This is a genomic window from Rummeliibacillus sp. BSL5 (genome assembly GCF_052928305.1).
This window is the reverse complement of the sequence record NZ_JAVGCV010000001.1, coordinates 974,858-1,001,364: the sequence shown is the minus strand read 5'-3', so window position 1 is coordinate 1,001,364 and position 26,507 is coordinate 974,858. Positions and strand designations below refer to the sequence as shown.

At 36.3% G+C, this 26,507-nt stretch carries 31 protein-coding genes, 1 pseudogene and 2 riboswitches; of the genes and pseudogenes, 24 read left to right on the top strand and 8 right to left on the bottom strand.

The genetic code is table 11. From position 1 onward, the window contains the following. Genes RCJ93_RS05150 through recO form a run of 3 tightly spaced genes read left to right on the top strand, consistent with a single transcriptional unit; the run spans position 1 to position 2,155 of the window. Complete coding sequence (locus tag RCJ93_RS05150) at positions 1 to 408, top strand: cytidine deaminase (protein WP_150284047.1); 408 nt, start codon at positions 1 to 3, stop codon at positions 406 to 408. Next, positions 395 to 1,306 (top strand): GTPase Era, encoded by a 912-nt coding sequence (era, locus tag RCJ93_RS05145; RefSeq protein ID WP_066786343.1) that lies wholly within the window; start codon positions 395 to 397, stop codon positions 1,304 to 1,306. The genes RCJ93_RS05150 and era overlap by 14 nt, the downstream gene beginning before the upstream one ends. Positions 1,307 to 1,327: 21 nt before the next feature. Continuing rightward, complete coding sequence (gene recO / locus RCJ93_RS05140; RefSeq protein WP_150284048.1) at positions 1,328 to 2,155, top strand: DNA repair protein RecO; 828 nt, start codon at positions 1,328 to 1,330, stop codon at positions 2,153 to 2,155. An 81-nt stretch (positions 2,156 to 2,236) separates the two neighbouring features. Here recO and RCJ93_RS05135 read toward each other — a convergent pair whose 3' ends face one another. Then, complete coding sequence (locus RCJ93_RS05135; RefSeq protein WP_150284049.1) at positions 2,237 to 2,551, bottom strand: hypothetical protein; 315 nt, start codon at positions 2,549 to 2,551, stop codon at positions 2,237 to 2,239. Positions 2,552 to 2,837: 286 nt separating this feature from the next. Between RCJ93_RS05135 and RCJ93_RS05130 the strand changes: the two genes are divergently transcribed. The 5 genes from RCJ93_RS05130 to RCJ93_RS05110 all read left to right on the top strand — a co-directional run bounded on the left by RCJ93_RS05130 (position 2,838) and on the right by RCJ93_RS05110 (position 6,254). Next, complete coding sequence (locus tag RCJ93_RS05130) at positions 2,838 to 3,293, top strand: hypothetical protein (protein WP_150284050.1); 456 nt, start codon at positions 2,838 to 2,840, stop codon at positions 3,291 to 3,293. Positions 3,294 to 3,323: 30 nt separating this feature from the next. Continuing rightward, positions 3,324 to 3,932, top strand: a complete 609-nt coding sequence (locus tag RCJ93_RS05125; RefSeq protein WP_150284051.1) for a hypothetical protein — start codon at positions 3,324 to 3,326, stop codon at positions 3,930 to 3,932. A gap of 183 nt (positions 3,933 to 4,115) precedes the next feature. After that, positions 4,116 to 4,436 carry an ArsR/SmtB family transcription factor gene (locus tag RCJ93_RS05120; protein ID WP_066786355.1) on the top strand — a complete coding sequence of 107 codons (321 nt, stop codon included), beginning with the start codon at positions 4,116 to 4,118 and terminating at the stop codon, positions 4,434 to 4,436. An 11-nt stretch (positions 4,437 to 4,447) separates the two neighbouring features. Beyond that, complete coding sequence (locus RCJ93_RS05115; RefSeq protein WP_446738552.1) at positions 4,448 to 5,410, top strand: cation diffusion facilitator family transporter; 963 nt, start codon at positions 4,448 to 4,450, stop codon at positions 5,408 to 5,410. Between the two features lie 142 nt (positions 5,411 to 5,552). Beyond that, a complete protein-coding gene (locus tag RCJ93_RS05110) occupies positions 5,553 to 6,254 on the top strand; it encodes a class I SAM-dependent methyltransferase (RefSeq protein WP_150284053.1) in 702 nt (233 codons plus the stop codon). Between the two features lie 4 nt (positions 6,255 to 6,258). Here RCJ93_RS05110 and RCJ93_RS05105 read toward each other — a convergent pair whose 3' ends face one another. Next, complete coding sequence (locus RCJ93_RS05105) at positions 6,259 to 7,101, bottom strand: DUF2268 domain-containing protein (RefSeq protein ID WP_150284054.1); 843 nt, start codon at positions 7,099 to 7,101, stop codon at positions 6,259 to 6,261. A 233-nt stretch (positions 7,102 to 7,334) separates the two neighbouring features. Here RCJ93_RS05105 and RCJ93_RS05100 point away from each other — a divergent pair, with 233 nt between their 5' ends. Next, positions 7,335 to 7,586, top strand: a complete 252-nt coding sequence (locus tag RCJ93_RS05100; protein ID WP_066786367.1) for a hypothetical protein — start codon at positions 7,335 to 7,337, stop codon at positions 7,584 to 7,586. 182 nt (positions 7,587 to 7,768) lie between these two features. Further along, entirely contained in the window at positions 7,769 to 7,915 is a 147-nt protein-coding gene (locus RCJ93_RS05095; RefSeq protein WP_147193796.1) for a lmo0937 family membrane protein, read from the top strand. A 12-nt stretch (positions 7,916 to 7,927) separates the two neighbouring features. Here the strand turns inward: RCJ93_RS05095 and RCJ93_RS05090 are convergent, their stop codons facing one another. Beyond that, on the bottom strand, positions 7,928 to 8,842 hold the full coding sequence (locus RCJ93_RS05090; protein ID WP_190323383.1) for an NAD(P)/FAD-dependent oxidoreductase: 915 nt from the start codon (positions 8,840 to 8,842) through the stop codon (positions 7,928 to 7,930). A 208-nt stretch (positions 8,843 to 9,050) separates the two neighbouring features. Here RCJ93_RS05090 and RCJ93_RS05085 point away from each other — a divergent pair, with 208 nt between their 5' ends. Continuing rightward, a complete protein-coding gene (locus tag RCJ93_RS05085; protein WP_446738551.1) occupies positions 9,051 to 10,010 on the top strand; it encodes a D-2-hydroxyacid dehydrogenase family protein in 960 nt (319 codons plus the stop codon). Between the two features lie 236 nt (positions 10,011 to 10,246). On the opposite strand, the pseudogene RCJ93_RS05080 reads toward RCJ93_RS05085, so the two are convergent. Further along, positions 10,247 to 10,705, bottom strand: a pseudogene (locus RCJ93_RS05080) (GNAT family N-acetyltransferase). Positions 10,706 to 10,852: 147 nt separating this feature from the next. Between RCJ93_RS05080 and uvsE the strand changes: the two are divergent. The 6 genes from uvsE to RCJ93_RS05050 all read left to right on the top strand — a co-directional run bounded on the left by uvsE (position 10,853) and on the right by RCJ93_RS05050 (position 16,047). After that, positions 10,853 to 11,806 carry a UV DNA damage repair endonuclease UvsE gene (gene uvsE / locus RCJ93_RS05075; RefSeq protein WP_446738550.1) on the top strand — a complete coding sequence of 318 codons (954 nt, stop codon included), beginning with the start codon at positions 10,853 to 10,855 and terminating at the stop codon, positions 11,804 to 11,806. A gap of 179 nt (positions 11,807 to 11,985) precedes the next feature. Further along, a complete protein-coding gene (locus tag RCJ93_RS05070; protein WP_446738549.1) occupies positions 11,986 to 12,249 on the top strand; it encodes a transcriptional regulator SplA domain-containing protein in 264 nt (87 codons plus the stop codon). Then, positions 12,246 to 13,274: a spore photoproduct lyase gene (gene splB, locus RCJ93_RS05065; protein WP_147193786.1), complete on the top strand. Its 1,029-nt coding sequence runs from the start codon at positions 12,246 to 12,248 to the stop codon at positions 13,272 to 13,274. The genes RCJ93_RS05070 and splB overlap by 4 nt, the downstream gene beginning before the upstream one ends. A gap of 982 nt (positions 13,275 to 14,256) precedes the next feature. Further along, positions 14,257 to 14,721 carry a VOC family protein gene (locus RCJ93_RS05060; RefSeq protein ID WP_446738548.1) on the top strand — a complete coding sequence of 155 codons (465 nt, stop codon included), beginning with the start codon at positions 14,257 to 14,259 and terminating at the stop codon, positions 14,719 to 14,721. 57 nt (positions 14,722 to 14,778) lie between these two features. Then, positions 14,779 to 15,435: an HAD family hydrolase gene (locus RCJ93_RS05055; RefSeq protein ID WP_446738547.1), complete on the top strand. Its 657-nt coding sequence runs from the start codon at positions 14,779 to 14,781 to the stop codon at positions 15,433 to 15,435. A gap of 72 nt (positions 15,436 to 15,507) precedes the next feature. Beyond that, the gene (locus RCJ93_RS05050; RefSeq protein WP_446738546.1) at positions 15,508 to 16,047 is read left to right on the top strand and encodes a helicase; all 540 of its coding nucleotides are present in this window, start codon (positions 15,508 to 15,510) and stop codon (positions 16,045 to 16,047) included. A gap of 90 nt (positions 16,048 to 16,137) precedes the next feature. Here RCJ93_RS05050 and RCJ93_RS05045 read toward each other — a convergent pair whose 3' ends face one another. Both RCJ93_RS05045 and RCJ93_RS05040 read right to left on the bottom strand, forming a co-directional pair. Continuing rightward, positions 16,138 to 16,692, bottom strand: a complete 555-nt coding sequence (locus RCJ93_RS05045) for a histidine phosphatase family protein (RefSeq protein WP_446738545.1) — start codon at positions 16,690 to 16,692, stop codon at positions 16,138 to 16,140. Positions 16,693 to 16,706: 14 nt separating this feature from the next. After that, the gene (locus tag RCJ93_RS05040; RefSeq protein ID WP_251645871.1) at positions 16,707 to 17,138 is read right to left on the bottom strand and encodes an NUDIX hydrolase; all 432 of its coding nucleotides are present in this window, start codon (positions 17,136 to 17,138) and stop codon (positions 16,707 to 16,709) included. Between the two features lie 169 nt (positions 17,139 to 17,307). Here RCJ93_RS05040 and RCJ93_RS05035 point away from each other — a divergent pair, with 169 nt between their 5' ends. The 5 genes from RCJ93_RS05035 to RCJ93_RS05015 all read left to right on the top strand — a co-directional run bounded on the left by RCJ93_RS05035 (position 17,308) and on the right by RCJ93_RS05015 (position 22,859). Next, a complete protein-coding gene (locus RCJ93_RS05035) occupies positions 17,308 to 17,727 on the top strand; it encodes a GNAT family N-acetyltransferase (protein WP_446738544.1) in 420 nt (139 codons plus the stop codon). A 121-nt stretch (positions 17,728 to 17,848) separates the two neighbouring features. After that, positions 17,849 to 18,051, top strand: a riboswitch (cobalamin riboswitch). Positions 18,052 to 18,280: 229 nt separating this feature from the next. Next, a riboswitch (cobalamin riboswitch) is annotated at positions 18,281 to 18,455 on the top strand. A 162-nt stretch (positions 18,456 to 18,617) separates the two neighbouring features. Then, complete coding sequence (locus RCJ93_RS05030) at positions 18,618 to 18,791, top strand: hypothetical protein (RefSeq protein ID WP_184117502.1); 174 nt, start codon at positions 18,618 to 18,620, stop codon at positions 18,789 to 18,791. Between the two features lie 162 nt (positions 18,792 to 18,953). Beyond that, positions 18,954 to 19,700 (top strand): amidohydrolase family protein, encoded by a 747-nt coding sequence (locus RCJ93_RS05025; protein ID WP_147193770.1) that lies wholly within the window; start codon positions 18,954 to 18,956, stop codon positions 19,698 to 19,700. Positions 19,701 to 20,043: 343 nt separating this feature from the next. Next, positions 20,044 to 21,063, top strand: coding sequence for a C45 family autoproteolytic acyltransferase/hydolase (locus tag RCJ93_RS05020; protein WP_446738543.1), 1,020 nt, complete (start codon positions 20,044 to 20,046; stop codon positions 21,061 to 21,063). 179 nt (positions 21,064 to 21,242) lie between these two features. Further along, positions 21,243 to 22,859 carry a thiamine pyrophosphate-binding protein gene (locus RCJ93_RS05015; protein WP_446738542.1) on the top strand — a complete coding sequence of 539 codons (1,617 nt, stop codon included), beginning with the start codon at positions 21,243 to 21,245 and terminating at the stop codon, positions 22,857 to 22,859. 41 nt (positions 22,860 to 22,900) lie between these two features. Here the strand turns inward: RCJ93_RS05015 and RCJ93_RS05010 are convergent, their stop codons facing one another. Together RCJ93_RS05010 and RCJ93_RS05005 are read right to left on the bottom strand one after the other, a co-directional pair. After that, complete coding sequence (locus RCJ93_RS05010) at positions 22,901 to 23,353, bottom strand: hypothetical protein (protein ID WP_446738541.1); 453 nt, start codon at positions 23,351 to 23,353, stop codon at positions 22,901 to 22,903. A gap of 33 nt (positions 23,354 to 23,386) precedes the next feature. Beyond that, positions 23,387 to 23,926, bottom strand: a complete 540-nt coding sequence (locus RCJ93_RS05005) for a GNAT family N-acetyltransferase (protein WP_446738540.1) — start codon at positions 23,924 to 23,926, stop codon at positions 23,387 to 23,389. A gap of 390 nt (positions 23,927 to 24,316) precedes the next feature. Here RCJ93_RS05005 and RCJ93_RS05000 point away from each other — a divergent pair, with 390 nt between their 5' ends. Both RCJ93_RS05000 and RCJ93_RS04995 read left to right on the top strand, forming a co-directional pair. Continuing rightward, positions 24,317 to 25,462, top strand: coding sequence for an acyl-CoA dehydrogenase family protein (locus RCJ93_RS05000; protein ID WP_446738539.1), 1,146 nt, complete (start codon positions 24,317 to 24,319; stop codon positions 25,460 to 25,462). Continuing rightward, positions 25,459 to 26,502, top strand: coding sequence for an acyl-CoA dehydrogenase (locus RCJ93_RS04995; RefSeq protein WP_150284073.1), 1,044 nt, complete (start codon positions 25,459 to 25,461; stop codon positions 26,500 to 26,502). The genes RCJ93_RS05000 and RCJ93_RS04995 overlap by 4 nt, the downstream gene beginning before the upstream one ends. Positions 26,503 to 26,507 lie beyond the last annotated feature (5 nt).

Here is a 26,507-nt window from a genome sequence, read left to right as displayed (position 1 = left end):
ATGGAGAAACAACAATTAATGGACCTTGCGAAAGAAGGAAGAGAAAAGGCTTACGTTCCCTATTCAAAATTTAAAGTGGGAGCAGCCCTATTAACAGAAGATGGCAAAGTCTATCAAGGCTGTAATATTGAAAATTCTGGGTACTCTATGGCGAATTGTGCTGAACGTACTGCTATTTTCAAAGCAGTTTCAGAGGGAGAAAGAAACTTCAAGGCAATTGCAGTGGTTGCAGATACAGAAGGACCTTGTGCACCATGCGGAGCATGCAGACAAGTAATGTCTGAATTCTTTCCAAAAGATATGCCAGTATACTTAACTAATATGAAAGGCGATGTACTAGAAACAACTGTTGCTGAGTTGTTACCAGGCGCCTTTTCACCGGAGGATTTAGTGAATGCAGGAAAATAAAGAATTTAAATCAGGGTTTGTTACTATAGTAGGGAGACCCAATGTAGGGAAATCAACATTTTTGAATCGAGTTATCGGGCAAAAGATTGCAATCATGAGCGATAAGCCTCAAACAACACGTAATAAAGTGCAAGGTGTCTATACAACTGAAGATACCCAAATGATTTTCATCGATACACCTGGAATCCATAAGCCAAAGCATAAGCTAGGCGAATTTATGTTAAAGGTTTCAAAAAACGCATTACGTGAAGTAGAGGCCATTATGTTTATGGTCAATGCAACACAAAAGATGGGTGCGGGTGACCGTTTTGTCATGGAAATGTTAAAAGGGACAAAAACACCTGTTTTTTTAATCGTTAATAAAATTGATGCCGTACATCCTGATGAATTGTTATCAATAATTGACGCATACAAAGCTGAGTTTGATTTTGCTGAAATTATACCTATTTCTGCACTGCAAGGCAATAATGTGGATAAATTATTAGAAACATTGAAGAAATACTTGCCTGCTGGGCCGCAATATTATCCAGCAGATCAAGTGACTGATCACCCTGAACGTTTTATCATTGCTGAGTTAATTCGAGAAAAAGTATTACATCTTACTCGTGATGAAATACCGCACTCAGTGGCTGTTGAAATCGAAAAGATTGCAAAAGATGAAAATAAAGACCTAGTGCGTATTAACGCATCTATCATTATTGAACGCGATTCGCAAAAGGGAATTATCATTGGTAAGCGCGGAGCTCTATTAAAAGAAATCGGTACACGTGCAAGGCATGATATCGAAACATTGCTTGGCAGTAAAGTATATTTAGAACTATGGGTCAAAGTTCAAAAAGATTGGCGAGATCGTGCATCGCAATTGCGAGATTATGGTTATCGCGATGATGAATACTAAACGACTAGGAAGTGAGGACAATTGCTGAACAAATGGGAAGGGATTGTCTTAAAAACCAAAGCATACGGAGAAACAAATAAAGTAGTAACTATTATGACAAGGGAAGTTGGCAAAACAGCAGCTATGGCAAGGGGAGCAAAAAAGCCGCAAAGCCGTTTAGCTGCCATTAGCCAACCATTTGTTCATGGTATTTTCATGATTCAACAAGGTCGGGGTATGGGGACTTTGCAGCAAGGAGAACCCCTTGAGAGCATGCGTCATATACAAGAAGATATCACGGCTACAGCTTATGCAAGCTATGTAGTTGAAATCATCGACCGATTGATTGAATCAGACCGTCCAGAGCCTTATGCATTCGATATAATGGTGCAAGCTCTCCATGCGATTGAGGAAGGTTACGATCCTGAATCGATTGCCATGTTTGTGGAGTGGAAAATGCTTCCCTATACAGGCGTACAGCCAGTATTACATGCTTGTGCTAGCTGTGGAGCAGTGGAAGGGGAATTTGCTTTTTCCTTTTCTCAAGGTGGATTTCTATGCCATCGCTGTTTTCATCTAGATCCGTATCTCATTCGACTAACGCCAACACAGGTTAAACTCATACGCATGTTCTATACAGTACCGATCGACCAAATTGGTAAACTGACATTAAAAAAAGAGACAAAGCAATTTATCCGTAAAATTGTGACGACCATTTATGAAGAACAAACAGGTATGCGTTTTAAGAGCCGCTCTTTTATTGAACAATTAGAACGAACGCCATTGTTATTTAATAAGCATATGGACAGTGAAAAACCGGATGAGGGCCAGCCTGATACAGCATTACAAACTGATGAGGATAATGAATAAATGCTTAGAGATTATTGAGTTTATAGATTAAATAAAAAATAAGAGTCACTCTTTGTAAGAGTGACTCTTATTTTTCCATAATCACCTTTTGCCTGTATTTATATTCTTTAAAATAAATAACGATACAGCATGAACAACAAACGTGCCAGTTACCAATAACCATATAGCTGTTTTATAGCTTTCTAAAGAAAAAGGTAAAACATAGCTATCGATTAAATCTATAACAAACCAGCCCAATAAAACTAATGGAAATGCAATTCTGTAAGATATGTTCAATATTTTTTCGCCTTGCTCGTTATGATTTTCTCGACTGAATTGGAATTTTAGACTGTAAATTACACTTATAAAAAACAATAGTATATATCCGAAAATTGCTATCTTTATCATACTCCCCATTATGTTCTCTCCTTTAATCCCTCACCATATACTTTATATTTAAAAGATTAAAATAAACCATGCCTACATTAATTGCTTCATTTAGTCTAACAAGTCTTAAAGTATTTATATACTATAATTTGGAATTTATAAAATTATATATAGATATAGGAGTAATTTATTGTATTATTAAGGGAGAGCTAAATAGTTATAAATAGGTGATTTTTCAATAGCAAAAACGAGGAATATACATTTAAAAATGGATGGCAAAAGTTTCATATACCTAATAAGAAAAAGGAGCAATGGATTGAAAAAGAAAATAATTTATCGCATTGTTGCTTTTTTTTTAGTGATAGGCGGATGTATCTATTTTTATAATGAATACAAAACAAAAAATCTACTGCAAGATCTATTACATATTGAACAGTATAAAAATAAAGATCGAATAACGATAATGGATGATACAAAATATGAAAAGATAAAAACTGAAGATCTTATAGTGAGTATTGATGAAAACAACACAAATTTCAAAAGCCTCTTAAATGTATTAGAAGGTTTGAATATTAAAAGAAATGTTAAAGCTGAACCCTCAGGTACGGAATACATGTTTATCATCCGCCATAATCATCTACCGAATTACGTCTCTATTTATGAGAATGGTGTATTACTATATGAAGACAAAGTTTATAGAATACAAGGCCAGGATTCATTGGAAAGATTGCTGAAGATCATAAAAGAGTGCTTTACCGATGTAGACAATTAAAAGACGAAAATAACTCCGAGGAGAGAAAATATGAAGAAATGGTTTTTCTTATTCATTTGTTGTTTCTTATTATTAATCGGATGTTCAAATGAAAAAAAAGTAAGCACGAATGGACATACAAAAATCTCAATAGAGCCCTACTCATTAAGTGATAAAGAAGAATCACTAATGATGTATGCTGGAGTAAGCCAAATAGAATTCTTTCAGTTTGATGGTGAATTGGGGCAGAAGGATGATTTAGAATTCAAAATTGAGCATTATAAAAAAGGGAAATTTAAAGGGGAATTAACTTCCCTGTCAAACATGGTAGAAAGTAAATACAAAAATACTCTTTTCTCCTTTGCCATTGATAATAATATAGATTATAAAAGAACATCTTTAAAGTTGATTATGGGTACGCCATCTGGAGTTGCCACTACGAATTTCTCTAATAATATGAAAGGGTATTCTTTTGAATCACTAGTAAACGAGCGTATTACGTTAAAGAAGAACAAACCCATTTATTTAGCTGCTTGGTACGGGACTTCTGAAAATCATTTAAGTTCGCCCAGCAGTAAAAATGGGGAGCTGCCACAAGGTATTCAGGATGTAGAAGAAACTATTTTATACAGTGTTGTTTGGAAGGCGAAAGATAAATAAAGAATGAAAGAGAGCTTTTGTTAAAGGTTCTCTTTTGTTATAGTTATTCTGAACTACTATTCGGAAAAGAAAATTTTGTTGATTTTCCGTACATATCTTTGACTTGCATGTTTAACAACAATATAATATGTGTATATATGAGTATATGCACATATTATATATAACAAGAGGGGGGCTTTTCCATTGAAAGAGGAACCGCTATCAAAAGAACCAGAAGATTTGGATGAAGAAAGTCTATTCCTTGTAGCGCAAACTTTTAAAGCTATAAGTGATCCAACAAGGATACGAATCTTAAATTTACTTTGCCAAAAAGAATTCTCGGTCAATGAATTGAGCGAAAAGCTGCACCTAAAACAATCTACTGTATCCCATCAGTTACGTTTTTTAAAAAATCTACGTTTAGTGAAATTTCGCCGTGAAGGGACGACCATCATTTATTCACAGGATGATGATCATGTGATGCAGATACTGCAGCAGACGATTGACCATGCGACGCACAATTAGGAGGGAGTATTATGGCTCATTCACATGATGGACATCAGCATAACCATACCCATGGTGCGAATAAGAAAACTTTACTGATAGCCTTTTTCATTATTACAGTTTATATGATTGTAGAAGTTATTGGCGGTTATTTGACCAATAGTTTGGCTTTACTTTCTGATGCCGGCCATATGCTAAGTGATGCAATATCGCTCGGAGTTGGCGTAGTTGCCTTTAGCTTTAGTGAAAGAGTAGCCAATTATCGTAATACATTTGGATACAAACGCTTTGAAATCTTGGCAGCTGTATTTAATGGTGTAGCATTAATTGTTATATCCATCTTTATCTGTATAGAAGCAGTCAAACGTTTCGCCTATCCACCGGAAGTTGCTTCAAATGGCATGCTACTGATAGCTATTATTGGTCTGCTTGTCAATATTCTTGTGGCTTGGATCCTAATGCGTGGCGGTGATACGCACGGTAACCTTAATATGCGAGCTGCCTTCTTGCATGTTATTGGTGATATGCTTGGTTCAGTCGGCGCAGTGTTGGCAGCAATTCTTATCATGCTATTTGGCTGGGATTGGGCAGATCCATTAGCAAGTATTATTGTAGCAATATTGATTTTAGTCAGTGGTTGGCGTGTAACTAAAGATTCTATTCATGTCTTGATGGAAGGAACGCCAAGCAATGTGGAAATTGAAAAGATTATTCAAGTTATAGAAGGAACCGATGGGATTCTAGCCATTCATGATTTGCATATATGGAGCATCACGAGTGGTGAAAATGCGCTTTCATGCCATGCAGTTGTGAATGGTTCACTAACAGTGCAAGAAAGCCAAGGAATCCTACAACACTTAGAGCACGAATTGCTACATATGGGCATTGGCCATATGACAATTCAACTTGAAAATGATGGACATCAACACGGTGACGACATCCTGTGTAACTTAAATGTGAATCCAGAAAAACCACATGACCATAAATTAAGTTAACTCAACGCTAAAAAGCTCTTCCCTACATATATGAGGGAAGAGCTTTTTAAATACGGGTACTTATTCTAGGTTAATGTATGGCTTCTACCTCTTCATTCCTGCATACGATAATTTATATGACTAAAATGGGGGAGAACTAACTATGAATGAGTATATTGATTTGCTTGCATACTTTGGTATCGGGAGTGCACATCCTGGAGGGGCGAGTTTGACGAGGTCTATTTTTGAAAAGGTATCAATTAATCAGGACGACCTGATTTTAGATATTGGTTGTGGTACTGGCCAAACAGCTCAATATTTAGCCAAACAATTTAAATGTAGTGTAACAGCTATTGACCATCACCCTCTCATGGTAGAAAAAGCGAAAAGAAGATTTGCTAAAGAAGATCTACCTGTTCAAGTGATTATTGGTAACGCAGAAAAGTTAGATATCGAAAGCCAAACGTTTAACTTTATTCTTTCAGAGTCTGTTATTAGCTTTACTCATGCAAAAGAGACGATAAAGGAGCTCGCACGCGTGCTCAAAGAAAAGGGTCAATTGCTTTTAATTGAAATGGCGGCAGAAGCTTCTATTCCTAAATCAATGAAAGAAGAAGTTCAAAGGCTCTATGGAATTCATGATATTTATACAGGAGAAGAATGGCGTTCCATTCTAGAAGAAGCGGGATTTGCTACTATTGAGGAAATCCAAACACATTCCTCTCTTATTTCAAGTGAACTTAATGAAATGGATCTATCTGAATCTATTCCAATGTCGCTCTATGATGTATGGGATGAACATAATGAAATGACAGAAAAAGTGCATGGGCATATAGGGTATATAGTTTATCTTGCTTCTAAATAATAGGCTACTCCAATATAAAAGCAGAACCTTTGATAAGCGTATCCGCTGATTTTTGATAGAGTTCATTAGAAGTAAAAGGGCCATTTTTTTCAACATAAGAATGAACAATATGATAACCGATTGCATAACCGATCCATTTAGTGAATGGGCTTCTTTTTTGACCATATAAGAATTTTTGATGGGCATCAATACCTGTCAGATTAAGAGAATTGATGAAATGCTCCTTCCATATTTTTTGCAAAGAATCTAGCGAATACAGATTAACCCAGGGGGCAAGCCACTTCTCGCCATATAACTCATTCACCGCATATTCACCAAGCCCTTCCACGACAAGCGATTCTTTTAATGGTGTTATTTTAGGTGGAATATCTATTAGATTAATTCTACACACATGGTTGTATTCATGGGCAAGCATTGCTTTTAATTCTTCTTTATGCAATTCTGTCGATACAAATAAAAACAATGCATTTTTATAAGCCACTCCGTTTTTTCGAAATTGTTCTTTTTCTGAACGCCGCTTTCCTTTTTTAATAGGAAAAATATATATAGGTATATCGGGGCCTTTCCATCTTTTTTTCAATTTCAAAAATTCGTGTTCAATCCTTTTCCATACTTTTTGTTTTTCTAATTCTTCCATCACATATTCTATTCTGTACCAATCTTTCGGGTCAAATAACCCATACTGAAGCAGTTCATACTGAATCGCTTGAGGGGGCAATTTTTCAAATACATTCTCCAATGGTTTGCAAAGTAAATCAATATGGTTATTATTTATTTCTTTTATAGAGGTTTCCTTACATCTTTCATTAAAAGTATGAAGCCATTTTTGTGTTTCGATTACTGCCAATCAAATCATTCCTTTACATGTTTTCTATCATCCTAGCCAAAATCATAAAATCTAAAGGAATTAACCAAATGCCATTCCTTTAGATGGCGTTACGCTTTATAACTATCATATGTTGACTCCTAAGGTATGCTGAATATTTTTTGAAATTAGACCTTTGTCCAAAGGGAGAAAAGGGCGAGACATATAATATGGAGGCATACACGTATGTAGAAATGAATGGGAGGAGGCATAGGATGAACGCATCAGAAGCTTATAATATGTGTCGTCGTTACCATGGAAGACATGTGCGGATTACAGATCGTGATGGCAGAGTGCATGAAGGTCATATTACTCGAGTAGACCGCAATATGGTATGGATTCGCCCTCAGGGCGGCGGTGGTTATGGACTTGGTTGGGGCTGGGGCTGGGGCGGAGGCGGCTTTGGCTATGGCATTGCATTAGGTGCTATTACAGGGATCGCTCTTTCAGCTGCATTTTTCTGGTAAAATAATAACTCAAACAAACGTGGAAGAAAATTTCACGTTTGTTTTTTGTTCTTTTATTAATACATAAGATCAGGGCATAAGAATTCATTCATTTTCTTGGTTTACGTGCCAAAACACAACCGTATTCAATTTTATTTAATGGGTATATTAGTAAATAAGTATGTAGGAAGGAGGGAATGAAGTTGCTTTGGACCATTATAGGAATACTGATTGTACTTTGGGTGCTAGGTCTTATATTTAAAATTGGCGCAGGCTTGATTCATATTCTTTTAATTATTGCAGTCATCTTGATTATAGTAAAGTTGATTAAAGGCATGGCAAATCGATAAAAGGGGAGCCGTTTAGGCTTCCCTTTTTTGTTTCAATAATCGTTTGTGAATCCAAATAGCGGCTTGGGAACCATCTCCCATAGAAATAGTGACTTGTTCAGAATGGGCGGTAAGATCTCCTCCTGCCCAAATGCCATCAACCGAGGTTTCTTTTGTTCGAGGATTGACTATTATATGGCTGCTGTCATTAAGATTTACACCCACTTGTTCAGCCAACTCTGCATTTATTTTATTGCCGCTAAAACCTGTAAAGCCTTTCTCGCCAGAAATAGTTTTACCATTCTCAAGCTCTACACCAGCAAAATTGCCTTTATCATCTAAAAGAATGCGCGTTAATGTTTCATTGATTATTTCGATATTTAAACTTTCTAGCTCTTTGACTTTTTCTGAGTCAGGTTGCTCTTTGGTATGATTAATAAATGTTACATCATTAGTCCAATAAGTGAGGGTTGCGGCCATAGAAGCGCCTGTATTCCCGCTGCCTAAAACGATCGTTTTTTTGTCAGATACTTCATAGCCATCACAGTCAGGACATACATAAATAGACTTTCCTAGGCAAGGAAGCAAGTTTTCAAGCTTAGGAAGATGATCAACTAATCCTGTTGCAAGAAAAACGGTGCGCGCTTGAAAAGTTTGATTTGACGATGTTTGTATAAGAAAGTGGTCCTTTTCTTTTCGAAGAGATATTACAACACCATTCAAGAATTCGACACCATACTTCTCTGCATGGATTTTACCTAGCTTACGCAATTCCTCTCCGCTAACACCATCCGGCCAACCCAAAATATTTTGATAGCCTTTACATATAGTGGACCGTCCTTGATTAGAGTCAATGACCATAATTGAGTGTTTATATCTTCCCAATTGGATGGCAGCTTGCAAGCCTGCAATCCCTCCGCCAATAATAATACAATCCATTGTCTTCATTTATCTAACCGCCTGTTCTTTAAAGATATTTTAGTATTAGAGGTTCATTTGAAAAATATACCACTGACTTGTTAGTTTTAAACTAGTGAGCGCTTTCTAAGACTTAAAATATGAAAATCAAATTAATTGCCTTTTATACACCAAATTGGTGTTCAATATCTTATAATATGAGTAATAAAGGAAATAGTTCAAACTACTGGAGGTACATATGAAATTAAAATGCGCTATCCTTGATGATTATCAAAAAACGGCACTTGATTTTGCAAATTGGAGTTCCATAGAGGATCAGGTTGAAGTAACTGCATTTCACCAACATTTTCATACTGAGAATCAAATTGTTGATAAAATTAAAGACTTTGATATTGTCATTATTATGCGGGAGAGAACGCCATTTAATGCAGCCATGTTCGGAAGACTGCCAAAGCTAAAATTGTTAGTAACGACAGGTATGCGGAATGCATCTATCGATCTAACAGCAGCTAAGAAATGCGGAGTAACAGTGTGCGGCACATCAAGCGGATCAGAACCGCCGACTGAACTTGCTTGGGGGCTCATACTGAACTTAGCACGCCACATAACAGAAGAACATAATAACTTTAGACAGAAAGGATCTTGGCAATTGTCGGTTGGAGAAGATCTTTATGGTAAGTGCTTTGGGATAATTGGACTTGGAAAAATCGGTACAAAGATGGCAACGATAGCCCAAGCCTTTGGAATGGATGTAGTCGCATGGAGTGAAAACTTAACAAAGGAAAAGACAGATTCGCTGGGAGTAAGAAAAGCGGCTTCATTGGCGGAACTTTTGCGGCAAAGCGACTATGTATCGATTCATCTGGTTTTAAGTGACCGGACAAGAAACTTAATCACCTCAAATGAATTGAAGGAAATGAAACCCTCAGCCTTTCTAATCAATACATCAAGAGCACCCATTATAAATCAACGTGATTTAATAGAAGCGCTTGAAAACGAAGTGTTAGCTGGAGCGGGATTAGACGTCTATGAAGAAGAACCGTTAAGTGAAAATCATCCTTTTAGAACTTTACCCAATGTACTTGCTACACCGCATCTTGGATATGTGACACGATCAAACTATGAAAAATATTATGGAGAAGCTTTGGAGGATATCCGGGCATATTTGTTAGGTTCACCGATTAGAACTTTAATTTAATGATTTTAGAAGTATTCTCAGAAACAAAATTTGTAGCAAAGTTCATAAATACGAAAGTGAAAGGGAGATTTTTTGAAAAAGGATCTAATTAAAGTCATATCTGTGACGACTTTGGGTGCAATTGCTGTATTAATGATTCCTTTCTTGTTTTAAATATAATTGAATATGTATTAGGGAATTAAGGTGTGAGAAATGTTCACACCTTTTTTTAACCCTTGAATAGTACCTCAAGCTTCTTAAAAACTATTATTTTGAATCCATTTATATTGAATGTCAGGCAAATTTTCCTCATTTTCGTGGCCTCTTGCTACTATTTTAAATCCATTCTTGTCATAAAACCGTTATGCGTTTTTATTAATATCAAAGGTAAATAAAGTTAAACTACCGCTTGATTGTTCTTTAGCCCTATCAAGTAACGTTCTGCCTATCCCTAACCCTTGATAATCGTTATGAATATAAAGCTGGCTTACCTCCTTGTCATTATAGGCAATCATTCCGACTACTTTGTCATCAATTAAAGCTAATTCTATTTGGTGCTGTTCAGGTAAAATATGATTTAAAAAGTAAATGTGATTTTCAAAGCTATGAATTTCTTTTTGACCTATAGCTCGTTCCTTGCTATTTCGCCACATGTCAACAGTCTGTTCAGCATACTCAGGTTTATACTGAGTGATCACGAGTTGATGTTGGTTCAACTTAATCTCTCCTTAAAAACTATTTTCTGAATTATAACAATGTTTAAGCGAAAACAAAAGAAGTCAAAAATGTTAAAGAGGTAGGTAAAAGATAGGGGAATTAGGGAATTACTCATTATGTAGTGACATGTAATGGAGGATAACGACATGAAAATTAATTTTGGGTTTGTAGCAAATGCATTAGGTTTATGGGATGCGAGTCCTTCAAAGACAATGACCTTTGCTCGCTATTCAGCTCTTTCAGAGTATGAGCGAATGGACAAATTAAGAGCTATAACTGCTTTAAACTTACACCACACTAAAAGAATTCTTCACTATAATATTGCAAACGAAATTGGTTTATATCGTCTTTCAAGCTCACTTGTTCCTTTGGCTACACATCCAGAAGTGATGTGGGATTATGTAACACCCTTCAAAGATGAATGGCAAGAGCTGGGGGAACTCATCAGGCAATACAACATGCGGCCAAGCTTTCATCCGAACCAATTCACCCTTTTTACAAGTCCACGTGAAGAAGTAACGCAAAATGCTGTAAAGGACATGGAATTCCATTTCAACATGCTTGAAGCGATGGATGTATTGGAAAAAGGGTTGATCAACATTCATATCGGTGGAGCATATGGGGATAAGACTGCTACGTTAAAACGTTTCCATGAAAATTTAAAAATGTTGCCGAGTAAGGTTAAAAAACATATGACGCTTGAGAATGATGATAAAACCTATAATGTTGAAGAAACACTGATAGCCTGTGAAAAAGAAAACGTTCCAATGATCCTTGATTATCATCATTATATGGCGAATCAAGGGGATATCGAACTCGAGGCATATTTACCGCGCATTTTTGATACATGGAATCACACAAACGTAGTGCCGAAAGTTCATTTATCATCTCCCAAATCAGAAGGTGCTTTTCGTTCACATGCAGACTTTGTCTCGTTGGATTTTGTGTTGCCCTTTTTAAAAATGGCAAAAGAGCTTAACCGTGACTTTGATGTAATGATTGAAGCCAAGCAAAAGAATCTCGCTATGCTGCAATTGGTTGAAAATATTTCAAACATTCGAGGTGTCAAACGTGTTGCAGGAGGAAAGGTTGAATGGTAATAATACTGGAATAGACGGCAGCTAGCATCTTTTAGCGCCGTTTTTTTGTATATATAATTATTTATTCGCATCTTGAACAAACTTTTGCTATTTCATCTAAATAAGTAACATAATTTTTATTATGTAAAGCAAAATAGGAATAGGATCACTAAGTAATAGTAAAAAGGAGACGTACGAAAATGAACGAGATGAATAGCAGTGAGTCTTATAATCCAGGTGATATCGTCTATGTATTTTATAGAAATCCTCACACGCAAGATGTTGCCAATTTACAAAGTGCAGCAGTTGTAAACCATCCTGAAAATCCAAATGAGCTCGCACTCTTTTTATATGAAAATTATTATCCACTATCAAATGAAATGGCAGTCTATACAACAGAAGAAGAAGCAAAGAGGGCTTTTAATTATTATTATGGAACATCTTCAGAAGGACCATTACAATGAATAAACCATTCTCACCAAGGCTAGTCTATTTTGAACCAAAAGCCCTTGACTATCCGCTCGGCCAACAGTTGCTGAAGAAATTCGAAAACAGTGGTGTGGAAATTCGATACACCACATCTCATAACCAAATTAGGAATCTTCCAGGTGAAAATGATTTCCAAAAGTATCGGGTTGCAAAATCTACGCTTGTCGTAGGTATTAGAAAAACGCTAAAATTTGATACATCTAAACCCTCAGCTGAATATGCGATCCCTTTCGCGACAGGCTGTATGGGTCATTGCCACTATTGTTATTTGCAGACGACAATGGGAAGCAAGCCGTACATTCGAACGTATGTCAATGTAGAAGAAATTTTAGAAGCAGCAGATCAATATATGGCAGAGCGGGCACCTGAAATCACGCGTTTTGAAGCTTCGTGTACATCAGATATTGTTGGGATTGACCATCTGACGCATACCTTAAAACATGCAATTGAACATTTTGGAGAATCTGAATATGGTAAATTGCGCTTTGTGACAAAGTTCCATCATGTCGATCATTTGCTAGATGCCAAACATAACGGAAAAACAAGATTCCGGTTTAGCGTTAATGCTGATTATGTAATAAAGAACTTTGAGCCTGGCACCTCACCCTTAGCCAAAAGAATTGAAGCGGCGGGCAAAGTCGCAAGAGCAGGATATCCACTTGGATTTATTGTGGCTCCTATTTATCTACATGAAGGATGGGAAGAAGGTTATTACCATATGTTCGAACGCCTAGATGCAGAGCTTCCTGATGAAGCGAAGAAAGATTTAACCTTTGAATTCATCCAGCATCGTTTTACGAAACCAGCCAAACGGGTTATTGAAAAAAATTATCCTATGACAAAGCTGGAGTTAGATGAAGAAAGACGAAGATATAAGTGGGGAAAATATGGTATAGGGAAATATATTTATCAAAAAGACGAAGAGGAAGATATAAAAAACCACCTCTATAGTTATATGGAAAAATTCTTTCCCCACGCTAAGTTGGAGTATTTTACGTAATTAAAAAAGAATAAAAGCTTCTACTAGTTGGATCGACAATTTATCTTAAGTTTTTTACTGATTATTTCCCAAACAAATCTAAGTAAATCGCCTTTTAATCATTAAGTCTTTGATCTCTTTTGAGATGAAGGGCTTTTTTATTGAAAGTTAACGATAGATGAAAAATAGCGAAAAATAGGGGAAATAGAGAGTTTATTTATGTTAATTCTTATATTTCGTCATTTCCCGCTAAATTTTGCTTAGCTGTATTAAAGGGGGAAGTGGCATTTTTTTCTTCTTTCTATAAAAAGAAAGTGATTTTAAGAGATTGAAATGAATGTATAATTATACTTCTTTTATGCAAGCGCCAGAATATGAAGTAGAGCGAAGTAGTTATTGATGAGAGAATTCAGAAATAAACTAAGGCTTGTTTTAAGAAAGAAGAGCACTGATTATAAGATATAAACCATTGAAACGAAAATAAAAAAGCCCCTGCCATAAGCGAGGGCACATAAAATATTAAGGTTCATTGAATCCATAAATTCCCAATATATAAATACTAGTAAATACAATTAGAATAAATAGATGTAAGACAACGACCACCATTCGAATTTCACCTTTACTCCCGAATAAAGCACTTATTAGGCCTATTAAGACTAATGATAATGGTATAATAAAATGGAAAAGTAAAATAAATTCTGGGGCAAATACGAAAAGAAGAATAGTTAAAAATAAAATAAGTAAGGAAAAATATGTGTAATAGATTTTTTTCATAACACTTCATCCTTTTATATGTTTTATTTTAATTTCTTTATGATGAAGACGTGTATACAATTTATATTTTTAATAACCAATAAATTATTTGAATAGACTACTAGTATAACATGAAAAATTTTACCAGTCAGAGGGCTTTTATTTACATTAAGAGAATTTCTAAAATTTTGATTATTAGTTTCTATGCGATGCTATAATGAATGTATTATTTTGTAAGAAGGAGATCGAAATGATAAAAGGATTATATGAAGCACATTTACCAGTTAGCGATCTAAAACAATCTGTACTTTTTTACAAAGAGCTCGGTTTAGAACTAGATCATATTGTTGACGATAAAATTGCTTTTTTGTGGATAGAAAAAGATAAAAGTTGGTTAGGTTTATGGGAAACTGACAATGTAAAACTGGAATACCATCCTTCCATCAGGCATGTGGCTTTTCAAGTAACTCTAGATGATTTGAAGAATTCAGTGGCTTGGCTTAGTGATAGAGGTGTTAAACCAAGAGAAGCATTTGGTTTTGAACCGATTGAACCTTTTGTGATGCCCCACCAACAATATGCTCATGCTAAAATCCATTTTAATGATCCGGATGGTAATAGTTTAGAGTTTATTTGCAAACTTAAGAATCCTAAAGAAATTGCTACACGTATGTATTTAAGTGAATGGGAACAAATAAATAAAGATGATTTTTAAAAGGAATAAAGTAGAAGTTAATAAACCCTAGAAATTTGATAGAAAAGGAGAAAGGTAATGTTGCGCTCAATCATTTTTGATATGGATGGTACTCTTTTTCAAACAGACACAATATTAGAGCTAGCGCTTGATGAAACTTTTGAACATCTTTGTTCAATGAATAAATGGGAGGGAGCAACACCTATCGATAAATATCGTGAAATAATGGGGGTTCCTTTGCCTAAGGTATGGGAAACGCTATTGCCCAATCATTCTAGCGAAGAAAGAAGATACACAGATCAATATTTCTTGAAGGTATTAATAAACAATATAGAACGAGGAAATGGTTCTTTATATCCCAAGGTAAAGGAAGTCTTCGATTTTTTAAAGGAGCAAGGACTTTCAATCTACATAGCTAGTAATGGATTGCAGGAGTATTTAAACGCCATCATCCGTTATTATGATTTAGATAAATGGGTAACCGAAACGTTCAGTATTCAACAAATCGATTCACTGAACAAATCAGACTTAGTGAAATGTATTGTAGAGAAATACAATATTAAAGATGCAGCAGTAGTAGGTGATCGCTTATCTGATATCAATGCCGCAAAAGATAATGATCTGCATTCTATTGGATGTAATTTTGATTTTGCTAATGAAAATGAACTTTCCCATGCCGATTTTGTTATAAATGATTTAATTGAACTAAAGACATTAATTTCAAGGTTAAACTAGTCATACTCTCTTCGTGGTTAGTAACCAAACTTTTATTTACTATTATTTTCATTAAGTATGGAGTGATATCAAATGGAAATAGAAATAGATAAAATATATCCTGAGTGCCCAACTATTAGTAGGATGATCAAAATTGGCGGCTTTACGAAAACGCAGCTACTTCAGAAGTTACAACAACATTCTATTTTGCTGAATAAATATGGAGAAAAACTTTTTGATAATGATAAATTTACTGTTTCAGAGAAGGCATACAAGGTGAAAACAGTTGAGCTCAAAGTACGCAATCTTGGCTTCCCTGAAGGAGCAACAATACCTCAGCTTTTTAATAAAGCAAAAAAAGTTGGTTTAGACTTATGTCCTGTAGAGCTTGGACCATATTTAAGGTTGGCATATCTTGATCAGCCTGAAGGGAATTTGGGGAAGTCTTCTTTGCAACATCAGGCACCATATGGCTCCGTTACAATAGCATCAGAGATATTATCTGAAGACATAAATTTTCCGAAGGGGTTTTATCTGAGAAGAATTGATGGGGAACTGTGGTTACGAGGGTACATCGCTGACTACCTGCACGTATTGGATCCCGATGATCACTTTGTTTTTTGTCAAAATTAAGCATTGTCGATTCATTAAACGGCATGAAAATAATAAAATGCTGGCCTTTCTGGGGCAAGATACACTGAAAAGCCAGCAAGCGTTACATCTCTATAAGCAAGAAGGCTCTCTCCATAGCCGTTCAAAAGTTACTTTATTATCCCTGTTTTCTAAAAGGTACACATCAGGGTTACTGAGACTTCTCCATTCTTTAAAACCAAAGCTTTTATTAAAATGTCTAAGCAGCAGGGACATTAAATTACCATGTGTAACAATTACAGTATTTTGATGATTGCTGTTAAAAATCCCTTCGACAACAGTGATTATACGATTTCCAGCTTCAGCGCTCGATTCGCCACCTTCAAATTTTAATTCATGATTGTTGAATGTTGCTTCAAGTTTTTCTAGCCAATCATTAAAATTGTCTGAACTCAATACACGTTCCTTTAAATTGTTATCAGTAACTATCTGTAAATACAAATGATTTGCTAGTGGTTGAACGGATTCAATTGCACGGACGAACGGACTGGTAATAATATGATCTATTTCAATATCACAAAAAAACTCGCATAAATCTGTGGCTTGTTTATAACCTTTATCTGTAAGAGTTGCATCTGCCGACTGACCCTTAGCCTCACAGTGCCTTACAATATAAATTTTTTTCAATCAAATCACTCCTTTCAATAACCGTTAGGAATTACTTTCTCAGCAAGATTAATACTTTCCTTTAAATAAATAGGTGCCATTGGATGGTTTAAAATCTCCGCAGTAGTCAACCAAAAAACTTCTTCTACTTCGTCTTGACTAAGAGGTGAGGCACTACCAGAATCATACTCGCATAGAAATACGATATTTAATACGCTATCACCTACATCAGAAACAAATATACTGCTATGTACATAATGAAGCCTATCCTTTATTTTTACACCGATTTCCTCAAGGATTTCTCGTTTTATAGTTCTTTCTAATATATCTGCTGACTGACCATCAGATTCTACCTTGCCGCCTACAAGGGATAGCAATCCAGCAGCATGCTCTTCTTTTTTACTTCTCTCTATGATTAGCCATTTATTTTCCTTTCTTATAGCACCCTCGACATTTACGATAAACATGATTATACCTCCACTCAATTGTTTACTTATTCTATAGAGGTACCTCGTTTTCCTTCTTGTAAAGTGATGTAATAAAGGTGAACATTAGATAAAATATAGGTAAAAATAAATAATAAAAGGCGGCGATAATTAAAGCAATTTCTAGAAAACAAGGAGAGGAGTATATTAATTGAATATATTGATTTGTAATGATTTCACCCATGCAAATCTTGACGAGATGAGAGAAGTTTATGCCTCTGTTGGATGGAAAAAGCATAACCCTGAAGTCATTCAACAAGTCTTCGGAGCAAGTAACGTAATTGCTTTAGTGTATGTGAATGGTCGAATTATCGGATTTGGCAGAGCGATGTCAGATGGCATTTTTAATGCTGCAATTTATGATATTGTTGTTCACAAAGATTATCAAGGACATGGCATAGCGAAAAAGGTCATGGAGTATATATTAAATCAACTGAGAGATGTATCATGTGTGCACTTAATCTCTACGACGGGGAATGAAGAGTTTTATGATAAATCTGGTTTTAAAAGGTTAAAAACAGGTATGGCTAGGTATTTGAATTCTGACCTTAGGGATGAATATTTAGAGTAGCTAATAATTAATAAAATAAAAATTAGTTAAAATAATATAGTTGAGTAAAAGACAATAAATTTTAAAATATACTTATTTATTGTAAAATAAAAAGTAGTTTGATAATGTTAAGTATGAAAATTGAATAGCAAACATTTATTGGTACGATGAAGACGAGTTATATTTTCATTGTTTAAAAGGGAAGCCTGTGTAATTCAGGCGCTGTCCCGCAACTGTATTTGGGAGTTTATAAGCGGTACCACTGTTTTCATAAATTAGAAAATGGGAAGGGGCTTATAAATGAAGATCATAAGTCAGGAGACCTGCCATAGATGAGCATCAATTTACCTACGAGGATAGGGAGGTGTTAGTGAGAGGCAGTATACATACCTCTGCAGTATGTTTATTTGTTTTGTCTATTATTAACAACTTCACCATAAATTGGATGAGAGTTGTTTTTTTTGTTTTTAAATATTGTGTAATCAAGTAATGTGATAGCATAGTAGTTACCTTATAAATAAGAGTGTTGAACCCTTATTAAAAGGAAATCTACCAGCTTAATCTTGACAATAACATACGTGTCATGAACTGGTGCATACGAAGGTATACTTAAAAGGGAAGCTGGTGAGAACCCGGCACTGTCCCGCAACTGTAATTTGGAGCCTATATTTAAAGCCACTGTGAACAACGGGAAGGCATAGAGGGCGTTGAAGATAAGTCAGGAGACCTGCCAAGATTCAAGTACACACCAAATACCTACGTGGAGATAGGTGGTGTTTTTGTGCGACTAGAAGCGAAAAAAGAGTTCTTTTTACGCTTATTTAAACTTGCAAAAATGTCCACGCTATTTCTGAAAAGGAATAGCGTTTTTTATTTGGAGTATGTTACTTCTATTTCAAGGAGGAACAATAATGGAGAAAGATATGTTTATTGAAGAATTTCGGTCATTAGTAATGAATAATCAAATCGTACATCAGTATGAGAACTTGTATGATATGAAAAAGGAATTAAATCGTAAGTTTCCAAATCAGCATCAGCAAATTTCTCAAGCTTTTGAAATTGTTCGTAAAGAATTGCTTGGATAGTTGACTTAATATTAAATAAAGTTTTTAGCGTCTTAATTTCAGTAACCTTTATAATGTGAAGTATTTCATATACGTATTTGTTTGAATATGCTTCCCTTATTATTATTTATATAGCATTAAAAGATTTTTTCTTTCTAAATTCTTTTAAAAAGGAGAGTTTAAATGAAACTATTCGACGCGCATTTTCATATAATTGATTACGAGTTTCCGGTTTTTGAAAATCAGGGATATCTTCCGCCTTCTTACAATGTAGTAGATTATCAAAGAGATACCGCCTCTTTTGAGATAGCAGGGGGTGCAATTGTATCTGGTTCATTTCAAGGATTTGACCAAGACTATTTAGTCAAATCTTTAAAATTATTAGGGCCAACCTTTTGTGGTGTGACCCAATTGCCTTTTACGGTGTCGGATGAGGAAATAGAAAAATTACATATGGATGGTGTTAGAGCATTGCGCTTTAATGTGAAGCGCGGTGGTTCAGAAGATCTTTCAAAGCTCGATTATCTAGCTAGAAGGGTATATGATTTGGCAGGCTGGCACAGTGAGCTTTATATAGATGCCAAAGAATTGCCAAGCATTGCATCTACGATAGAAACCTTGCCGGCTATTTCTATTGACCATTTGGGTTTATCTGCGGAAGGATTGCCACATTTATTAAGACTTGTGGATCGAGGAGTACGTGTTAAAGCCACGGGATTTGGTCGCGTCGAATTAAATGTAGAAAAAGCATTAAAAGAGATTTACCAGGCTAACCCCGAAGCCTTAATGTTTGGTACAGATTTACCCTCAACGAGAGCAACAAGACCGTTTGAAACAGCAGACATTGAATTAATTCAAGGGCTATTTAATGAAAAAGAAGCGGAGGAAATTCTATATAAGAATGCTTATAATTGGTATTTTATGAGATGAGGTTCAGCTCTTTCAAAGTATGGATGCAACACCAACTGTACCATTCGTTAAAGTCTTGAAAGTTTGTTAGAAATGTACAACCTGTGCTCGCCTTTGGAAACTTGGAAAAAGAAAAAATGAGTAGATAATGCCCCAGTCTTTTATAAGGCTGGGTTTTTTGTGAGGTAAATTATTTTAATTGATCTTTATTTACAATAGATACAAATAAAAAATGTCTAATAAAAGCAACTAATGGCAGGATTTATGGATATGGAAATAGTATCTTTCAATTAAGGAGTTGCACTCTAAGAGAGGATTAATTCTTTAATTATGCTCATAAAAAAATAATAGAGGTGTATAAGTAATGACAAATTTTGCTTTAGATATTCTTCAAGCAAGAGATAATTCGTTTAATATAGGAATTCAATTGGCGGATTTCTTTAAAAATAAGCCATCGATATTGAAGACCTTTGAAGTTATAACAAAGCCAGAGATTGATATTCCCAATATGAAATCGATCTATACCACTTTTGCGCCGCAGCTGCTTGAAGAATTAGAAGGGATGGCTCAAGGTTTGAATCTCTCCTTCCCAAAAGCAGCATCCTTATTTTCAGGTTATGATGTACCTAAAACAGAAGCAATGGGGTGTTCTGCCATCATAACAAAAGATTATTATGTTAGAAATTATGATTTTACGCCTGATTTATATGATGGCATTTTTAGTTTGGTTCAACCTGAAGGAACCTTTGCTTCTGCAGGATACAACCTTCAGGGACTGGGAAGACATGATGGTGTAAATCAGAAAGGGCTAGTTATAGGATTACATTTTGTGAGTAATAATGATTATACGGTAGGCATATCTCCATGGATTTCAATTCGAATGGTTTTGGATAGCTGTTCTACTACTGAAGAGGCAATTGAAATGCTAAAAGAGATACCACACTCAGCATGCTACAACTTTTCAATAGGAGATAAGAATGGAAGCTTAGCAGTAGTCGAAGCGAGTCCTTTGAATGTAAATATAAGACGAGAAGAATCTTTAATGTCATGTGAAAATCACTTTCGAACAATTGAAATGAAAAACCAAAACAGAGTTTCAATAGATGGTTCAATGAAACGGGAACAATACCTGAAGGGCTTTAAAGAAAAAGCTATTACACATGAAGAAATGTTTGAACAGTTTAAAGAAACTACATCACCATTGTTTTTCAGTGACTATGACAACTTATTTGGCACCCTTCATACTTTTTCGTATTCTTATGCCAATGCAAGGATCTTAACAACCATTGCCCAAAGCTCAGAGGTGTTGGATATTGACTTAAATGAATGGGTGAATGGAAAGAATATAGATCAGCATTTTCTAAAAGGAATAATCAAAGGATGATATACATCTGTATTACTAAAATGGTGTTTATCCTAAGCAAAGATTATCCGTTTAACAGCAACATCCTCAAATAGATAAATGAGGGTTAACCAACGCTTTTTAGGGGAAGAAATAATATGAACAATAAGGGATAGCTACTTCAAGGCAAGTTAAAAAGATTTATCAAGGAGGTTCATGTTATGGGAGAAACTAAGCGTACAGTTGCTGAATTAATGCTTGATCAACTGTCTTTATTTGGCGTGAAACGAATTTATGGAGTTGTTGGAGATGCTAGTTTTGGTCTCATCGATGCACTGGCTAAGCAAGATAAAATAAAATTCATCGCGGTCAAACATGAGTCGACTGCTGCATTTATGGCTTCAGCCGAGGCGAAACTAACAGGGAAGCTTGGAGTTTGTACGGCAACAATGGGGCCAGGAGCTACTAATCTGATGAATGGGCTAGGTGATGCTCATGCAGACAAAGCGTCTGTCCTGGCTATTACAGGTCAAGCACCTAGTAATAAAATAGGTACTGAGTTTCCACAATATATAGATCAGCAGGAGTTAATGAAGCCTTTCGCTTCTTATTCTGCTAATCTAACGAGTCCAGATGCCACGATAGAACTTCTACACAAAGCAGTACAAACATCACTCGGACAGCGGGTTGTAACCCATTTGTCTATACCGAAAGACATTTTCATGATGGCGGCCAAAGGTAAACCGCGTTCGTTGCCAAACGTTATAGAGGGCTCAGCCCACTTTACGGAAGAAAGCTTAGAACAGGCAACGACCATCATGAAAACAGCTAAGCGTCCCATGATACTTGCAGGTGCTGGAGCTGCAAGTGCTTCAGAGGAGTTGGAGAAACTAGCAGATTTATGGGGAGCAGGTATCTTAGCAAGCCTAGGTGGTAAAGGAGTTTTTGATGAATCTTCCCCGCATGTATTGCAAGGGATTGGTGAAGGCGGAAACCCTTATGCCTCTGATTTGTTTAAACAGGCAGACGTTGTGCTTTTAGCTGGAACGACGTGGTGGCCGGAAGGATATGTGCCAACTGATGCACGGATAATTCATATTGATTGCCAATTCGATAAGTTTGTAAAAAGCATTCCTGTAGAGCTTGGTATAATTGGTAAAACGGAAGAAGTTATTCCTCTTCTAACAGATAGCCTTCAAGGATTTTCCCGTTCTGAAGACTGGATAGCAAGCTGTCAGGAGATTAAAGAAAAATGGGCACAGCAAAATGAGCAGGAAGGCAACACTGAGGGGTACCCCTACCATCCATCTCGCATTATCCGTGCTCTTGACCGAACAGTAGCTGCGGATGCTGTCCTTGCACTTGATACGGGAGACAATACAGTATGGACTAACCGTAATTTTAAACAGAAGAATCAAACTGTTTTAGTTTCAGGTTACTGGCGCACGATGGGCTTTGGTCTTCCCGCAGCGATGGCCGCTAAGCTTATTAATCCAGAAAAACAAGTAGTAGCGATAGTAGGGGACGGCGGACTCCAAATGGTTCTAGCAGATTTACTAACAGTTACCCGCTACAACTTAAATATTACAGTCGTTGTCTTAAATAACGAGGCTCTGCAAATGGAGAGAGACAAACTTAAAGTTGCTGATAAGAAGGAAGTAGGGGTAGATTTAACAAATCCGGATTTTGTGAAAGTAGCTGAAGCGTGCGGTTGGAAGGGACTTCGTGCTGAATCAGAAACCGAATTAGAAGCGCTGTTGGAAGAAGCGCTGAATACTAATGCTCCGACACTCGTAGATATCAAAACAGCCCAAGTCTTCTTCCCAGAAACAAATTAAAATAGATGTGGTGATTGTATAGGCAGTCACCACATCTTTTATTATTTTGTAATCATAAGATTTCCAACGTACTGAGCCATTCCTTTAGATGTATCAAGTTCAACTACTATCATATATTCGCCCTCTACTTTGGGTAAATAGAAGGTTTTATCTTCTTCAATTCCTAAAATAGTTTCTTGTTGGCCTTTCCAGATGGAAACTTCTATATTTTCAAGATCATCATACCCATTCTCTATATTAAGTTCAAGTTGACTTCCTTTTTTTACTAATATGGGCTCTTGCTTTCTTGCTAAAGCGAAAAGATTGTCTATTTTTTTGTTAAAAACATTGTCTTGGTACCATTTAATATTCGCCTCTGCTAATTTTTCTTTTGAAATAATAGCATTAGATGTTGAAAGTGAGACAGTGGGTGGAGAAAAGTCATAGCTTTCACCAAAACAACCTGTTAATAGAAAAATAGATAGCATCCCTATCATTATTTTGACCAAACGCATGCCTTATTTTCACTCCAATATTATGTTGGCTCACTATTTCCAGTCTGATTTAAGCAGACCGAAAACATAAAAATCCACAAAACCGCTTTTTAAAAATTCTGCTTCCCTAATACATCCTTCCTTTGTAAAATCGAGTCGTTCGGGAATGGCAATACTCTTGTGATTTCCAGTGGCAGCCCGTATTTCAATTCGATGTAAACCGTACTCTTCGAAACAGTATTGAATGACCGCCTGACATGCCTTGGTCATTAATCCCTTACCTTCAAAATTGTTTCCAAGCCAATAACCAATTGATGTAGATTTATTCGTCCAGTTGATTCCATGTAGACCAATTACGCCAGCAAGCTCATCTTTATACCAAATGCCTACCTGAAATCCATTGTTTTCGCTAAATTGTTTTAGTGTACCCTCAATAAAGTTTTTTGAGTCTTGTACTGTACGCGTAAACGCTACCCACGGTAACCACTTCTCTAAGCTTTCTCTTGATTGATCAGTAAGAGCAAAAAGTTCTTCTGCATGTCGAACCTCAAGTAAGCCTAATCTAATATCATTATTAACTATATATGTAAACATAGTATTCCTCCATTCATTAATTTTCTTATGATTTTAACAGAAGTGTTCCTATTTTATCCATACTTTTCAATAAGAAGAACATTTATAAAAAATAATTATCATAGAAAGAATTAATCTATAATGAGAGATTCTATTTTAAGGGTTAATCGATTCCTTAAGTTCTAAATTAGAAGAAGATCATATTACAACGATTTAAAATAATGATTTAATACATTTTATCAACATCATCATTCCTGAATAAACATAAGATGAATAGTTAGAAACTATCTTTAGACCTACCGTTTAGACAAAATATTCAGAAAAAACTTCTTGTGTTAATAGGTGTTCCATTGTTACGATACGCATATAGATGTAAGGTGGCGTGAAAATCGGCAAAGGAGCATGATCAAGATGAAATTACCATCTTCACAATTTACGAAGGATCAAGAGAAGTTCCGATTAGAAGTGCGTTCATTTTTACAAAAGGAATTGGCGAATAGAACATTCGAGACCGCGTGTGATTCGTGGCTAAGCGGCTGTAATCCACAATTCTCTAAAAAAATTGCTGAACAGGGATGGATCGGGCTGACCTGGCCACAAAAATACGGTGGGCAAGAAAGAAGTGCAATTGACCGCTATATTTTAACGGAAGAGTTTTTAGCGATTGGCGCTCCAGTTGCAGCTCATTGGATTGCGGATCGGCAAACAGGTCCTCTTTTATTGCGATATGGAACAGAGGAGCAGCGAAGCTATTTCTTGCCTAGAATAACAAAAGCAGAATGTTTTTTTGCGATAGGTTTAAGTGAGCCGAACAGTGGCTCTGATCTAGCATCTGTTAGCACAAATGCAAAAAGAGTTGAAGGCGGATGGCTGGTGAACGGCGCTAAGACATGGACGAGCAACGCGCATGACGCTCATTTTATGATTACTTTAGTGAGAACCGCCCCTTACGACAAGGATTCTAAACATAGTGGACTCAGCCAAATGATTATAGATTTACATGATAAAGGTGTTAGCGTCAAACCTATTAAATTCTTGACAGGGGAACGTCACTTCAATGAAGTTTTTTTTGAGGACGTATTTGTCCCAGATAACCGTATAGTCGGGACAATCGGAGAAGGGTGGAAACAAGGACTTGCTGAACTAGCCTTTGAAAGAAGTGGGCCTGAGCGTATTCTCAGCACATTCCCACTCCTTGAAGAAATATATTCGATTCTTAAGCAACAGCAAAATAAAGAAGCAATGAACAAGCTAACTGAGCTTGTCGCGAAGCTTTGGAGTCTACGAAATTTATCCCTCGGTGTTGCGAAAATGTTGGAACAAGGCGGTGAGGTGGCTGTACCTGCGGCTTTGGTGAAAGCAATGGGTACACAATTCGAGCAAAGCATTCCTGAAATGGTACGTCTTTTAACAGAGACATATCCAACAATGGATGCTCAAAAAATGTTAGATCGGTATATGGCTCAGTCTATTCTACATTCGCCAGGCTTCACTATTCGGGGAGGGACGACAGAAATACTATACGGCATCATTGCAAAGGATGTGATTAATGGATGAGCGAGATTAAAGAGCTGTTAGTAAATACGATGGAAAAAATATTTAAAAAGCATATTACAAAAGAAACCGTAGATTTGGTTGATGAAGGCCAATGGGCAGATGATGTGTGGAGAATATTGAAAGAGAATGGATTACTAGCTGCATGTATTTCTGAAAAAGCAGGCGGTGCAGGTGGTGATTTAGAGGATTTATTTTCACTTCTTAAGATGGGTGGCAAATATGCTGTGCCCATTCCCCTGATGGAGTATATTTTTTCGAATTATATACTGGAAAAGTTCCATCTTGCGCCAACCGATGAAATGATTACTTATAATTTATCCGATAAGCCAGATTGTACCTTATCCGAAAATGGGGAAGTTAGTGGGGCGTTTCCTCGTGTAGCATGGGGCAGGTATGCTAGTAACCTTGTTACTATCGCTAAGGGGAGTGGAGGAAATTACCTAGTAAAATTACCGTTAAAGGATGCTCTAGTTAAAGAGGGCGCCAATTTAGCTGGGGAGCCGCGCGACTATATTAAGTTAACGGCTATCCCTGTCCTGGAAAAAAGCAGAATAATAGATAATGAACAGTTAGAAGAAATGATTTTACTAGAAACAGCAGCAAAATGTGCTGTCATTGCAGGTACACTAGAAAAAATCTACGAATCAACCATTGAATATACAAAACAGCGGCAGCAATTTGGACGTTACATCCACCGCTTTCAACTTATCCAGCGTCATATAGCTCAGTTAGCCGGAGAAACAGTTATAGTTGATTCAGCTGTAGATAATATGATGGAGGCTTTAGTGGAAAAACGACATCGCCATGAAATTCCTCTTACAAGAATACGTATAGAAGAAGCTATTCGGACAGTATCCGCATCCGCTCATCAAGTGCACGGGGCAATCGGCGTCACGTATGAACACCACCTGCATCATTATACCCGCCGACTATGGTCTTACCGTGATGAAGGAAGAGGGCATCTTAAATGGAGCCAAAAACTATCAAGAGATTTATTACAATCAAATAATTCAATGTGGGAATTCTTAACGACATATTAGGGAGA

Coding starts and splice junctions, on each gene's coding strand:
- era (WP_066786343.1), top strand. CDS start 395: ATGCAGGAAAATAAAGAATTTAAATCAGGGTTTGTTACTATAGTAGGG.
- RCJ93_RS05020 (WP_446738543.1), top strand. CDS start 20,044: ATGACAAATTTTGCTTTAGATATTCTTCAAGCAAGAGATAATTCGTTT.
- splB (WP_147193786.1), top strand. CDS start 12,246: ATGAATAAACCATTCTCACCAAGGCTAGTCTATTTTGAACCAAAAGCC.
- RCJ93_RS05050 (WP_446738546.1), top strand. CDS start 15,508: ATGGAAATAGAAATAGATAAAATATATCCTGAGTGCCCAACTATTAGT.
- uvsE (WP_446738550.1), top strand. CDS start 10,853: ATGAAAATTAATTTTGGGTTTGTAGCAAATGCATTAGGTTTATGGGAT.
- RCJ93_RS05025 (WP_147193770.1), top strand. CDS start 18,954: ATGAAACTATTCGACGCGCATTTTCATATAATTGATTACGAGTTTCCG.
- RCJ93_RS05005 (WP_446738540.1), bottom strand. CDS start 23,926: ATGTTTACATATATAGTTAATAATGATATTAGATTAGGCTTACTTGAG.
- RCJ93_RS04995 (WP_150284073.1), top strand. CDS start 25,459: ATGAGCGAGATTAAAGAGCTGTTAGTAAATACGATGGAAAAAATATTT.
- RCJ93_RS05000 (WP_446738539.1), top strand. CDS start 24,317: ATGAAATTACCATCTTCACAATTTACGAAGGATCAAGAGAAGTTCCGA.
- RCJ93_RS05100 (WP_066786367.1), top strand. CDS start 7,335: ATGAACGCATCAGAAGCTTATAATATGTGTCGTCGTTACCATGGAAGA.
- RCJ93_RS05115 (WP_446738552.1), top strand. CDS start 4,448: ATGGCTCATTCACATGATGGACATCAGCATAACCATACCCATGGTGCG.
- RCJ93_RS05060 (WP_446738548.1), top strand. CDS start 14,257: ATGATAAAAGGATTATATGAAGCACATTTACCAGTTAGCGATCTAAAA.
- RCJ93_RS05150 (WP_150284047.1), top strand. CDS start 1: ATGGAGAAACAACAATTAATGGACCTTGCGAAAGAAGGAAGAGAAAAG.
- RCJ93_RS05110 (WP_150284053.1), top strand. CDS start 5,553: ATGAATGAGTATATTGATTTGCTTGCATACTTTGGTATCGGGAGTGCA.
- RCJ93_RS05010 (WP_446738541.1), bottom strand. CDS start 23,353: ATGCGTTTGGTCAAAATAATGATAGGGATGCTATCTATTTTTCTATTA.
- RCJ93_RS05135 (WP_150284049.1), bottom strand. CDS start 2,551: ATGGGGAGTATGATAAAGATAGCAATTTTCGGATATATACTATTGTTT.
- RCJ93_RS05055 (WP_446738547.1), top strand. CDS start 14,779: ATGTTGCGCTCAATCATTTTTGATATGGATGGTACTCTTTTTCAAACA.
- RCJ93_RS05085 (WP_446738551.1), top strand. CDS start 9,051: ATGAAATTAAAATGCGCTATCCTTGATGATTATCAAAAAACGGCACTT.
- RCJ93_RS05040 (WP_251645871.1), bottom strand. CDS start 17,138: ATGTTTATCGTAAATGTCGAGGGTGCTATAAGAAAGGAAAATAAATGG.
- RCJ93_RS05070 (WP_446738549.1), top strand. CDS start 11,986: ATGAACGAGATGAATAGCAGTGAGTCTTATAATCCAGGTGATATCGTC.
- RCJ93_RS05030 (WP_184117502.1), top strand. CDS start 18,618: ATGGAGAAAGATATGTTTATTGAAGAATTTCGGTCATTAGTAATGAAT.
- RCJ93_RS05015 (WP_446738542.1), top strand. CDS start 21,243: ATGGGAGAAACTAAGCGTACAGTTGCTGAATTAATGCTTGATCAACTG.
- RCJ93_RS05090 (WP_190323383.1), bottom strand. CDS start 8,842: ATGAAGACAATGGATTGTATTATTATTGGCGGAGGGATTGCAGGCTTG.
- RCJ93_RS05125 (WP_150284051.1), top strand. CDS start 3,324: ATGAAGAAATGGTTTTTCTTATTCATTTGTTGTTTCTTATTATTAATC.